Here is a 12,175-nt window from a genome sequence, read left to right on the forward strand (position 1 = left end):
CCGCGGTCGCGGGCAACCCGATAGTCTCTCGTCAACCAAAGGTGCCACAGGGCACGTTGGGGTGACCGAGGTCGAGAGAGAACACGTCGGGGGATCGATCCATGGCAGACGACGCCCTCGCACAGACCTGCGCGAGGCCGCTGCGGCCGTCCGATCCGGTGCGCGTCGGGCCGTACGTGCCGTTGGGCCTGCTCGGCAGTGGTGGCATGGGCCGGGTCTACCTGGCGCGGCACGGCGACGGAACGCCCGGGCTGGCCGCGGTCAAGGTCGTCCGGCCCGAGCTCGCCGAGGATCCGCGCTTCCGGCGGCGGTTCGAGCGGGAGGCCACCGTGCACGCGCGCGTGGGGGCGCCGTACACGCCGGAGCTGTTCGGTACGGGATTCGAGGCCGACAGCGAGCTGCTGTGGATGGCGACGGCGTATCTGCCGGGCCTCAATCTCGCGGACGCCGTGCGTGAGTGCGGCGTGCTCGCACCGCCCGGAGCGTGGCGGCTGGTCGCGGATCTCGGTCGGGCACTGGGCGCGCTGGCCGCCGTCGGGATCGTGCACCGGGACTTCAAACCCTCGAACGTGCTGCTCACCCAACAGGGCGCACACGTCATCGACTTCGGCATCGCGCAGGCCGTGGACGCCAGCGCGATCACGACCACCGGCAGCCGGGTCGGCACCCCGGCCTTCATGTCCCCGGAGTACCTGAAAGACGGCCGCTGCGACACCGCGTCCGACGTGTTCTGCTGCGCGAGCACCGTCGTCCACGCGCTCACCGGCCACGCCCCGTTCGGCGACGGCACCGGCATGGACGTCCTGCACCGCATCGCCTCCGAGGCTCCGAACGCCGAGGTCATGGCCGAGGTGGCGGCCGCCGACCCCGCCCTGGCCGCCCTCCTGACCGCTTGCCTGAGCAAGGACCCCGCGCAGCGGCCAGGCCCGCAGGACCTCATCGATGCCGCCGCCGCACACCCCCGGGCCACCTCCTGGCAGGAGCACCTGGGCAGCCGCCTGCTGGCCCGGCAACAGGCGTACGACGTGCTCCGCAACAGCTCCGTGCCGAGCGAGCACCCTCAGCGGACGGCGACCCAACGGGTGGTGTACCCGACGGCGGGGCCGGGGTTCGGTCCTCCACCACCCTGGTCTTCGACGCCTGCGGCTGCGACGCCGACGCCGGCCACACCGGCCCGGCGCCGCAGGAGGCCGTACGCCGCCCTCGCCGCCGTACTCGCGGTGTGCGCAGTCGCCGTAACCGCCTTCCTGCTCACTCGCCCGTCGTCCTCCGACGCCACCGCAGGCGCCGCCGCCGGCGCGTCCGCGTCCGACGACGGCGCCGGGCCCTCCTCGGCCTCCAAGAAGCCGCAGGAGAAGGGGGAGGAGAAGCCGAAGGGCCAGGGGGAGGGGCAGGGACAGGGGCAGGGCCAGGAACTGGTCGACACGGGCGCCTCCGCCGGCCCTTCCCCCTCAGGCGACGGCACGCAGAGCGCCGCCCCCTCTCCCCACCCCACCTCCAAGACACCCGGCACTCCGACCCCCACCCCCTCGAAGTCGACCCCCGCCCCCGCAAAACCGCCCTGGCTCACCGACTGCACCTACTACTCCGGCACCGAACAGACCGAGCTCGGCGACCGCGGCCAACGCGTCGTGCAGGTGCAGTGCATGCTGACCAAACGCGGCTACAGCGTGGGCAGTTCGGGTGTGGACGGCGACTTCGGCAAGGCCACCGACGCGGCGGTGCGGAGCTTCCAGAGCGACAAGGGGCTGGAGGTCGACGGCCAGGTGGGCCCCAACACGTGGGCGGCGCTGCGCAGTTCGACCTGAAAGGTCCTGAAGCAGAGCCCTTACGGGTTGTACGGGGTGTACGTGATCGAGGACACCTTCAGATACCTCGCACCGTCCCCCGTGGCCCAGGTCGAGTCGTTGGGGTTGCCCGGCCAGTCGCCGCCGACGGCGGTGTTGACTATGAAGTGCATCCCCACACCCGACGGAGTGGTGTACCACTTGGTGCCGGTGATGGTGCCGTCCACAGCGAAGTCGATGTGATCGGGGTACCAGGAGAACGAGTACGTGTGGTACGCGTTGGTCCAGCCCGCACCATTGGTCTTCGAGAACTGGGTCTGGGCGTTGTTGGTGTCGTGGGAGGTCTGGTAGACGGTGTTGGCGTTCTGGCCGACGATTTCCGCGGCGTCGAACTCGGGCAGCCACGGATTCAGATAGGCCGCCCACACCGCGGGCAGGAGGCCCTGGCCGTTGGGCATGTTCGCGGTGAAGCTGTACGTGCCGTAGCCGTAGAGCGCCTTGGACTCCACACGGCCCGAGTAGTACGTGCTGCCCGACTTGTAGGTCTTGATGACGAGGGTGTTGCCCTCGTACCAGACGCAGTTGGGGGTGTAGGTCTCCAGCTCGTTGTTGGCGGTCCACCGCGCGTTGATGACGTTCCAGGAGTTGACCGTCTGCGGGGCTCCCCAGGACGCCGCATGGGCTTGCGGCTGCCCCAGGAGGAGCAGTGACAGCGCCGCCAGGACGGCGCCCATCAGGCGTCCCGGCCGGACAAATGCAGATGACATCGCGGCTCCATTGCTCGGATGACACGGGGGCGTGGGAGCGGTCCCACTTCCGTCAACCGGACTGTAGGAGTCCGTTCAAGGTTTGACAAGATACCCGGAGCGGATCGCTTCCTGGCTTCTGGAGTTGAAGCCACCAGGCCTTGGCGGGCGAAGAAGCCGCTGAGCAGAAGCAGCAAGGCCGCTGTCGCGATGGGGGCACTGATCGCGGCTCCGTTGCTGATGGCGAGCACGGCCTGCGGATCCGACAACGCTGACCCGCACGACAGCTCGACAGCGGCCGCGAAACCCGCCGTCGGCCACACCGCCCGGCAGCTACGCCGGCCACACACCCGTCGCCCTCAGCCGGTCCGGCACAGAAGCTCGCCGACCTCGACGGCAACCTCCGCCCCGCCGACCAGTACCAACACGTGCTCTCCGCACTGGCACCGCACTGCAAAGAGAACCTCCCGCACCTGGCAACCCTCGTCGATACGACCCTCAAAGCCGTGAAGGAGAAGGGAGGCTCCGACGAGGACGAGTTCAGCGTCCTGCAGAAACTGGAGGCCTGGGTGCCCGCCGGAAAACCACGGGCCGACGGCGCGTCGGAGGCGACGGCTTACGTGGCGCAGCGCGAGAAACAATTCAATACCCGGCTGCTAGCCGAAGTCCGGGACGGCCGGGGATGTCCAGAAGGTCACAGCCGGCCCGTAGGAGCCGTCCTCCTCGTCGCCGACCTCGACGGTGACCGCCAGGTCCGGGTAGCGCGCGGACAGGACTCCCTGCCAGCACTCCCCCAGAGCCAGCGCGAGTTGGGGCAGTTCCTCCCCGAGCTGATCGTCGTCCGTCCGGGAAGCGTTGATGAAGACGTCCCACAGTCTGACCTGATTGACGACTGCTTCGATTCGTTCCCGATCATGGCGCAAAGACGTGAACCAGTTGTCGACGGTGTCCTGGCTGAAGTTCTCCTTGAGGAACACGCAACCGCGGTACTCGACCGTCTCGGGGCAGAACAGCCAGGCCGCGGCCAGGACGAAGCGCAAGCCGCCCTCGTAGTCGAGGTAGTTGGCCGGGGAAAGCTCCTCGTCCTTCCATTCGGTGCGCCACTGCCTGAAGAACGCCGGCAGCTCGCGCTCGGACCACACCGGCTTGCTGTTCCTCACGGGATCTCCCCAGGGGCCTACGGCAACCGCCCGTACCCGGCGCCAACCGAGTACGGGCGGATGAGTCAGCGTCGAATGCGCCGCTCTGCGGAGACGGCTCAGTGGAAGAAGTGCCGCGTCCCCGTGAAGTACATCGTCACGCCCGCCTTCTTCGCGGCCTCGACCACCAGCTCGTCGCGGACGGAACCGCCCGGCTGGACGACCGCCTTCACGCCGGCCTCGATGAGGATCTCCAGGCCGTCCGGGAAGGGGAAGAACGCGTCCGAAGCGGCGTACGAGCCCTGGGCGCGCTCGGCGCCCGCCCGCTCGACGGCGAGCTTCGCGGAGTCGACGCGGTTGACCTGGCCCATGCCGACGCCGACCGAGGCGCCGTCCTTGGCGAGCAGGATCGCGTTGGACTTGACGGCGCGGCAGGCCTTCCAGGCGAAGGACAGCTCGGCGAGTTCGTCCGCGGAGAGTGCCTCGCCCGTGGCCAGCGTCCAGTTGGCCGGGTCGTCGCCCTCGGCCTGGAGACGGTCGGTCACCTGGAGGAGCGCGCCGCCGTCGATGGGCTTGATCTCGGCGGGGTGCGAGGGGGCCGCCGGGGCCTTCAGGACGCGGATGTTCTTCTTCTTGGCGAGGGCTTCGAGGGCGCCGTCCTCGTAGTCCGGCGCGACGATGACCTCGGTGAAGATCTCGGCGACCTGCTCTGCCATCTCCTTCGAGACCGGGCGGTTGACGGCGATGACGCCGCCGAACGCGGACAGCGGGTCACAGGCGTGCGCCTTGCGGTGCGCCTCGGCGACGTCCGAACCGACCGCGATGCCGCAGGGGTTGGCGTGCTTGATGATCGCGACGGCCGGCTCGTCGTGGTCGTACGCGGCACGGCGCGCGGCGTCCGTGTCCGTGTAGTTGTTGTACGACATCTCCTTGCCGTGCAGCTGCTCGGCCTGTGCGAGGCCGCCGCCACTGCCGTCGACGTAGAGGGCGGCGGGCTGGTGCGGGTTCTCGCCGTAGCGCAGGGTGTGCGCGCGCTCCCAGGTGGCGCCCAGGAAGTCGGGGAACTGCGACTCGTCCAGGGGCGCGTAGGAGGAGGCGAACCAGGAGGCCACCGCGACGTCGTACGCCGCCGTGTGCTGGAAGGCCTCCGCGGCGAGCCGCTTGCGGGTGGCGAGGTCGAAGCCGCCGTCCCGTACGGCGCTCAGGACGTCGGCATAGCGGGCCGGGCTGGTGACCACGGCGACCGACGGGTGGTTCTTGGCGGCCGCGCGGACCATCGAGGGGCCGCCGATGTCGATCTGCTCGACGCACTCGTCGGGCGTCGCCCCCGAGGCGACGGTCTCGCGGAACGGGTAGAGGTTGACCACCACAAGGTCGAACGGCTCGACGCCCAGCTCGGCCAGCTGCTCGCGGTGGCTCTCCAGGCGCAGGTCGGCGAGGATGCCCGCATGCACCTTGGGGTGCAGGGTCTTGACCCGGCCGTCCAGGCACTCGGGGAAGCCGGTGAGCTCCTCGACCTTGGTGACGGGGACGCCCGCGGCGGCGATCCGGCCGGCGGTGGAGCCGGTGGAGACGAGCTCGACACCGGCCTCGTGCAGCCCGCGCGCGAGCTCCTCGAGTCCGGTCTTGTCGTAGACGCTGACGAGCGCCCGGCGAAGGGGCCGCTTGTTGATGTCGGCGGTCACTGGATAACTACCTTTCGTCCCTCAATGCGATAGCCGTTGCGGGCGAGCCGCCCCACGACATCGACGAGCAGCCTTCGCTCGACTTCCTTGATGCGCTCGTGCAGCGCGCTCTCGTCGTCCTCGTCCCGGACCTCCACCACGCCCTGAGCGATGATCGGTCCGGTGTCGACGCCGTCGTCGACGAAGTGGACGGTGCAGCCGGTGACCCTGGCGCCGTACGCGAGTGCGTCGCGCACACCGTGGGCTCCGGGAAAACTGGGGAGGAGGGCCGGGTGCGTGTTCACGAACCGGCCGCCGAAGCGGGCCAGGAACTCCTTGCCCACGATCTTCATGAACCCGGCGGAGACGACCAGGTCGGGCTCGTACGAGGCGACGGCCTCGGCGAGCGCCGCGTCCCACTCCTCACGGCTCTCGTAGTCCTTGACCCTCGTCACGAAGGTCGGCAGCCCGGCGCGCTCGGCCCGGGCGAGCCCCTCGATGCCGGCGCGGTCGGCCCCGACGGCCACGATCTCGGCGCCGTAGGCCTCGACGCCGGTCGTCTCGATGGCGTCCAGCAGCGCCTGCAGATTGGTGCCGGATCCGGAGACCAGCACGACGAGGCGCTTGGCCACGGGCTTGGCGGCCACGGTGGGGCCCTTTCTCGGGGGAGCGTTTCCGTACGGTCGGCCGTATGTACGTTCGTACGAATGCTTCGCGCCCCGGGATACGGGGAAGTCTACGAAGCGGCCGACCGTCAGCAACGATACCGGCACTCCGGGCAGCCCCCACGGGACGGGGGCGCGGCCGGAAGGTAGCGTCTGGGAGAGCCCGGGTCGGGAACGTGGTCGTGGTGCTGTGCGTTTCCGAAGTGGAAGCTCGTGCAAAGACAGCTGTACGAACGCCCGATCAACGCTTGATCGACGCCTGCTCACTGCCGTATCGCCTAGGGGAAGACGCTCACTTGATGCCGGACCGCAGCCTGCGACTGCTCACGCTCCCGCCGCAGTCGGTGGAGGGAGGGGAGCACCGCGGCGTGCTGCTGCGGGAGCGCCCCGCTTCTCCGCCCGACGCGCCCTCGGACCGGAAGACCGGCGGCTCCCCCGAGGACGACAACCCCTTCGCCCCGCCGCCGGAGGGCACACCGGACCGCCCGTGGCGGCCGCGCCGCCCGGCGGACGGGGAGAACGGCGAGGGGTCCGGCGACTCCGGTTCCCCGTGGGGCAGCCAGTGGAGCGACCGCCAGCCGGGCCGCTCCCCCGGCGGTTTCGGCGAGCGCCCCGGCGGTCCGCCCCCCGGTCCCGAGGGCCAGGGCGGCAACACTCCGGGCTCGGGCATGCGCTGGGACCCCACGGACCCCTCGCAGCGCCGCGCCCGCTACGCCCTGCTGTGCGGCATGTGGGCCTTCTTCTTCGCCCTCTTCAGCTGGCCGTACGTGGCCCTGCTGCTGGGCGCGCTTGCCCTGTACTGGGGAATCAGCGCCCTGCGCGCCCGGACCGGCGCCGCCGAGCCCGCGGGTGACCCGGGCGGCCGGCCGCAGACGACGGCGGCGGTGACCGGCCTGGTGACGGCCTCCCTGGCGATCGCGCTGGTGGCCGCGACCTTCACCGCGCAGCTGGTGTACAGCGACTACTACACCTGCACCGACGACGCCCTCACGAACCAGGCGAAGCAGTCCTGCACCCACCTTCTGCCGAAGGAGCTGCGGGGGCTGCTGGGCACGAACGACTGACGAACGGCCGATGCGGCGGCGCGAGGGCGCTCACGGCCCGTCCGGCGCGTCCGGTTCATCCGGCGTCCGAGGCGGGTCGGAGGCGTCCTTGAGGGCTGCCCAGCGGGACTCGCGGGTGGCGTCGCCGGGCCATGAGGCCGGCGGCTGGGGCGACGGTTCGGCGGGCAGGAAGTCGTAGGGCCCGAACCCCGCCTCCTCCTGGCCGCGCAGCGCCCCGTACGCGTCGTCCTGGTCGTAAGGGGCGGAGGGGGCAGAGGGCGTTCTGGCGTCCACCGGACTCTGCGCCCCACCCGCACCCGACTTCTTCCTCCTGAACCGACCCCTGCCCTTCGCCTTTTCCGCCTTCCCCTCCCGCTTCGGATTCCCCGCCTTCTCCGCCTGCTCCGCCTTCGCTTGCTTCGAGTCCGCCGCCTCCGGCCTCGGCTCGACGATCTTCGCGTTCGGCTCTCCGATCTTCGGCCTAAGAGCGAGCGTGTTCGACACCGGGTCTGCGCCCGCCCCACGCCCCCGGCGGGCCCGGCACCGCCAGGCCCGCACGCCGACCGCCGTCGGAATCGCCGCAACCGCCGTCCACACGAACGCCGCGCCCCCCGCCTCCCACCACACCGGCCCGAACCTGGCAAGCTGCGCGACCCCGAGCCGCCCGCCCGCCATCGTCGCGAGTACGGCCATCCCGGCCCCGCACAGCAGTGCCGCCAGCAGGGCGGTGCCGGCGGTCTGCCTGGCACGGGATGTTCCGGCGTCGGCGGAGGGGGATGCACCGCGCGCCTCCGCCCCGCCCACGAACCAGCCCACCACGAGTCCGGCCGCCAGCGGCACCGCTCCCGCGACCCAGTTCGGCCACCCCCCGGCCCCCGCGTCCGGCACCGCGGCCAGCAGCGGAAACGGCGGCAGCAGCGGGGCCGGCGCCGAGGACAGCGGGTCCACCACATGCCCCGTGCCCAGCACGAACCCGGGCCCGAGGGCGTACGCCGCCCCCCATACCGCAGCGTTCGGCACCAGCACCAGGCACAGGAACAGCACGGCGAAACGGCCCGACCAGCCCTCCGTCAGCTGCAGGAAGGAGACCCGCGCCACCCCGCCGTGCCACACCAGTGACACCGCCACCAGCGCCGCCCCGCCCCCGACGAGCACCGCCGCCCCGGCCCCCGCGGACCGCGCCGCGATGCCCAGGCGGGCATGGGGGCCCGGACCGCGGACGAAGCTCCGCAGACCGGACGGCAGCAACTTCAGCACACCGTCGAACGCCCGGCGCGGATGCCCGTAGGCCGTCCACACCCCCGCCCCCGCCATCACCATGACGAGCAACGGCAGGCACAGCATGGCCCGCCCCCACGAGGGCCGCAGCTCTCCGCCCGAGGCATACAGCGCCGCGGCGGCGCCTACGCCGAGGTAGCCGAGGACCACACCCGCCCAGGCGGTACGGGCGGACAGCAGCGGCCCGTCCTCCTCGCCGCCGTACACCACGTCCCGCGCCGCCCGGTGCACCAGCAGCACCGGCAGCGCGAACAGCAGCAGCGGCGTGACACCCACCGGGGCGGGGACACCGGAGAGCGTGTCGGTGCGGAGCAGTTCGGTTCCGTGCGCCAGCAGCCACAGCGCGGCGGCGACATGCAGCGCACCGCCGGGCCCGCTGTCGGGGTACGGCGAACTGATCCAGAACACCATCACCAGCACGGTGATCGCCCCGAGCCCCAGCCCGGCGGCCACCGCACCGCCCGCCACACCGGCGCCGAGGCCGGGCGATCGGTCGCGCAGCCTGGCCCGGATCCGGGCACGCAGGTACGGCAACGGAGCTTGGCGAGCGGTCGTCTGGATCACGACCGCCATGCTCCCAACGACACGCGCTTTCTCGTCGTAATAGGCAAACCGCCGAAGTGTCGCCCAATATACGTTTATGTACTTTTTCGTACGAAAGGGCGCCCCGTGACGCCGAACCCTGCGAGCCCGCTGGCGCCCGAGCTGACGCCCGCTCAGGCCTTCGACGCGCTGTACGCGTTCTGCGCCCCCGCCCTCGTACGGCAGACGTTCCTGCTCACCGGGCGGCGCGAGCTGGCGCGCGAGTCGGTCGAGCGGGCCTTCCAACTCGCCTGGCAGCGCTGGCCCGACGTGGCCGTCGACCGGGATCCGGCGGGGTGGGTGCGGGCGACGGCGTACGAGTACGCGCTCTCGCCCTGGCACCGGTTCCGCCCGTCCCTGCGGCGCCCCGAGCCGCCGCTCGTCGACCGGCGCGACCGCGAGCTGATGAACGTACTCATGGAACTCCCGCCGTCGTACCGCCGGGCGCTGCTGCTCTACGACGGTGTCGGCCTCGACCTGCCGGAGACCGCGGCCGAGGCGGAGGCGAGCACTCCGGCGGCGGCCCACCGTCTGCTGCACGCACGCGAGGCGATCGCCGCCCGTCTGCCGGAGCTTGCGGACCCGTCCGTACTGAACCGCCGCCTGGTCGAGCTGGCCTCCACGGAGCGGCAGCCCGCCCCGAAACCACCGGCGGTACGCAGACGCGGCGAACGCAGCGCCCGCTTCTGGACGCGGGCGGCCATCGCCTTCACCGCGGCTCTGATCGGCACGACAGCCCTCGCCCTGCAAACGGCACCCACACACTACGAGGCCCCGGTGCCGCCGGGCGCAGCCGTGCAAGGACTCCCACCCCGGGTGGCCCGCGGAGCCCTGTCGGCCCCCCAGGCCCAACTCCGCGCGAAACTACGCTCGGGGACGGCCCACGGCCCGGAGAGACTCGTACCGCTGACGTCATAGCCGGCCCCGTAGCCTGCGGGCAGTCGTGCCGCTGGGGCGGCACCCGTCCCAAAGAGAGGCGGCACCCCGCCGGCGCGGGCAAGCGAAAACGCCGGTGGGCCCACCCCCACCCAGGGAACGGGCCCACCAACGCTCAGCTAAAAAGCCGTTCAGCCGGCGAGGATCTCCCGCGCCAGCTTCGCCGTCTCGGTCGGCGTCTTGCCGACCTTGACGCCGGCGGCCTCAAGGGCCTCCTTCTTGGCGGCAGCCGTACCGGAGGACCCGGAGACGATGGCACCGGCGTGGCCCATGGTCTTGCCCTCGGGCGCGGTGAAGCCCGCGACATAGCCGACGACCGGCTTGGTCACGTTCTCCTTGATGAACGCAGCCGCGCGCTCCTCGGCGTCGCCACCGATCTCACCGATCATCACGATCAGGTCGGTGTCGGGGTCGGCCTCGAACGCGGCGAGCGCGTCGATGTGCGTCGTACCGATGATCGGGTCGCCACCGATGCCGACGGCGGAGGAGAAGCCGATGTCACGCAGCTCGTACATCATCTGGTACGTCAGCGTGCCGGACTTCGAGACCAGACCGATGCGGCCCGGCTTGGTGATGTCGCCCGGGATGATGCCGGCGTTGGACTGGCCGGGGGTGATGAGACCCGGGCAGTTGGGGCCGATGATCCGCGTCTTGTTGCCCTTGCTGACCGCGTAGGCGTAGAAGGCGGCGGAGTCGTGGACGGCGATGCCCTCGGTGATGACGACCGCGAGCGGGATCTCGGCGTCGATGGCCTCGACGACGGCGGCCTTGGCGAAGGCCGGCGGTACGAAGAGGACGGATACGTTCGCGCCCGTCTTCTCGATCGCCTCGGCGACGGTGCCGAAGACCGGGATCTCGGTGCCGTCGACGTCAACGGTCGTGCCCGCCTTGCGCGGGTTGACGCCACCGACGATGTTGGTGCCGTCGGCGAGCATGAGCTTGGTGTGCTTCATGCCCGTGGAGCCGGTCATGCCCTGGACGATGACCTTGCTGTCCTTGTTGAGGAAGATAGCCATGGCTGTTCTGTCCCTCGTCCCTTACTTCGCAGCCGCGAGCTCGGCGGCCTTGTCGGCCGCGCCGTCCATGGTGTCCACGCGCTGCACCAGCGGGTGGTTGGCGTCGGAGAGGATCTGACGACCCAGCTCGGCGTTGTTGCCGTCCAGACGCACGACCAGCGGCTTGGTGACGTCCTCGCCGCGGTCCTCCAGGAGCTTCAGCGCCTGGACGATGCCGTTGGCGACCTCGTCGCACGCGGTGATGCCGCCGAAGACGTTGACGAAGACGGACTTGACGTCCGGGTCGCCGAGGATGATCTCCAGGCCGTTCGCCATGACGGCCGCGGAGGCGCCGCCGCCGATGTCGAGGAAGTTGGCGGGCTTGACGCCGCCGTGGTTCTCACCGGCGTACGCGACGACGTCCAGGGTGCTCATGACGAGACCCGCGCCGTTGCCGATGATGCCGACCTCGCCGTCGAGCTTGACGTAGTTGAGGTTCTTCTCCTTGGCGGCGGCCTCCAGCGGGTTGGCCGCGTCCTTGTCCTGGAGTGCCTCGTGCTCCGGCTGACGGAACTCGGCGTTCTCGTCCAGCGAGACCTTGCCGTCCAGGGCGATGACGTCACCGGAGGCGACCTTCGCCAGCGGGTTGACCTCGACCAGGAGGGCGTCCTCCTTGATGAAGGTGTCCCACAGCTTGACGAGGACGTTCACGACCTTGTCGGCGACCTCGGCCGGGAACTTCGCGGCCGCGACGATCTCGCGGGCCTTCTCCTCGGTCACACCCTCGTTGGCGTCGATCGGCGTCTTGGCGACGGCCTCGGGGCGGGTGGCCGCCACCTCCTCGATCTCCATGCCGCCCTCGACGGAGGCGATGGAGAGGAAGGTGCGATTGGCACGGTCGAGGAGGAAGGAGACGTAGTACTCCTCCACGATCTCGGGCGCCGTCTCGGCGATCATCACCTTGTGGACCGTGTGGCCCTTGATGTCCATGCCGAGGATGTTGGTCGCGTGCTCGACCGCCTCGTCCGGGGTGGCGGCGAGCTTCACGCCACCGGCCTTGCCACGGCCGCCGACCTTCACCTGGGCCTTGACGACAGACTTGCCACCGAGACGCTCGGTGGCTGCGCGGGCCGCCTCAGGCGTGTCGATGACTTCACCGGCCAGCACCGGTACATCGTGCTTGGCGAAGAGGTCCCTCGCCTGGTACTCGAACAGGTCCACGCGCTTCCGTCCCTATCAGTGATCTCGCGGTTCGTTGGATGCGTGGGCGTGCCGCGAAGGGCAACGTGACGTCCGCTAGTCACAGGGGAGGCGCACACGGTGTCCGAGCGCGCGGCATG

Annotated in this window: 10 protein-coding genes; 3 read left to right on the plus strand and 7 right to left on the minus strand. The window is 70.8% G+C overall.

Features of this window, described 5'->3' with window-relative positions; genetic code table 11:
- Positions 1 to 101 precede the first annotated feature (101 nt).
- A complete protein-coding gene (locus tag ACWDAG_RS25450; RefSeq protein ID WP_450697870.1) occupies positions 102 to 1,808 on the plus strand; it encodes a protein kinase domain-containing protein in 1,707 nt (568 codons plus the stop codon).
- Between the two features lie 20 nt (positions 1,809 to 1,828).
- Here ACWDAG_RS25450 and ACWDAG_RS25455 read toward each other — a convergent pair whose 3' ends face one another.
- From ACWDAG_RS25455 to purN, 4 genes are all read right to left on the minus strand, one after another.
- Positions 1,829 to 2,554, minus strand: coding sequence for a glycoside hydrolase family 16 protein (locus ACWDAG_RS25455; RefSeq protein WP_450697871.1), 726 nt, complete (start codon positions 2,552 to 2,554; stop codon positions 1,829 to 1,831).
- Positions 2,555 to 3,189: 635 nt separating this feature from the next.
- Complete coding sequence (locus ACWDAG_RS25460) at positions 3,190 to 3,693, minus strand: hypothetical protein (RefSeq protein WP_450697872.1); 504 nt, start codon at positions 3,691 to 3,693, stop codon at positions 3,190 to 3,192.
- 98 nt (positions 3,694 to 3,791) lie between these two features.
- A complete protein-coding gene (gene purH / locus ACWDAG_RS25465) occupies positions 3,792 to 5,357 on the minus strand; it encodes a bifunctional phosphoribosylaminoimidazolecarboxamide formyltransferase/IMP cyclohydrolase (protein WP_450697873.1) in 1,566 nt (521 codons plus the stop codon).
- Positions 5,354 to 5,983, minus strand: coding sequence for a phosphoribosylglycinamide formyltransferase (gene purN, locus ACWDAG_RS25470; protein WP_450697874.1), 630 nt, complete (start codon positions 5,981 to 5,983; stop codon positions 5,354 to 5,356). Before purN ends, purH begins: the two co-directional genes overlap by 4 nt.
- 317 nt (positions 5,984 to 6,300) lie before the next feature.
- Here purN and ACWDAG_RS25475 point away from each other — a divergent pair, with 317 nt between their 5' ends.
- Positions 6,301 to 7,065: a hypothetical protein gene (locus tag ACWDAG_RS25475; RefSeq protein ID WP_450697875.1), complete on the plus strand. Its 765-nt coding sequence runs from the start codon at positions 6,301 to 6,303 to the stop codon at positions 7,063 to 7,065.
- A 30-nt stretch (positions 7,066 to 7,095) separates the two neighbouring features.
- On the opposite strand, the gene ACWDAG_RS25480 is transcribed toward ACWDAG_RS25475, so the two are convergent.
- Positions 7,096 to 8,895 (minus strand): cell division protein PerM, encoded by a 1,800-nt coding sequence (locus tag ACWDAG_RS25480; RefSeq protein ID WP_450697876.1) that lies wholly within the window; start codon positions 8,893 to 8,895, stop codon positions 7,096 to 7,098.
- Between ACWDAG_RS25480 and ACWDAG_RS25485 the strand changes: the two genes are divergently transcribed.
- Positions 8,863 to 9,822 (plus strand): RNA polymerase sigma factor, encoded by a 960-nt coding sequence (locus ACWDAG_RS25485; protein WP_450697877.1) that lies wholly within the window; start codon positions 8,863 to 8,865, stop codon positions 9,820 to 9,822. The genes ACWDAG_RS25480 and ACWDAG_RS25485 overlap by 33 nt on opposite strands.
- 149 nt (positions 9,823 to 9,971) lie before the next feature.
- On the opposite strand, the gene sucD is transcribed toward ACWDAG_RS25485, so the two are convergent.
- Positions 9,972 to 10,856, minus strand: coding sequence for a succinate--CoA ligase subunit alpha (gene sucD / locus ACWDAG_RS25490; RefSeq protein ID WP_126273894.1), 885 nt, complete (start codon positions 10,854 to 10,856; stop codon positions 9,972 to 9,974).
- A gap of 21 nt (positions 10,857 to 10,877) precedes the next feature.
- Positions 10,878 to 12,056: an ADP-forming succinate--CoA ligase subunit beta gene (sucC, locus tag ACWDAG_RS25495; protein ID WP_351462392.1), complete on the minus strand. Its 1,179-nt coding sequence runs from the start codon at positions 12,054 to 12,056 to the stop codon at positions 10,878 to 10,880.
- Between the last annotated feature and the right edge of the window lie 119 nt (positions 12,057 to 12,175).

It is taken from the genome of Streptomyces sp. NPDC001157 (assembly GCF_053598255.1).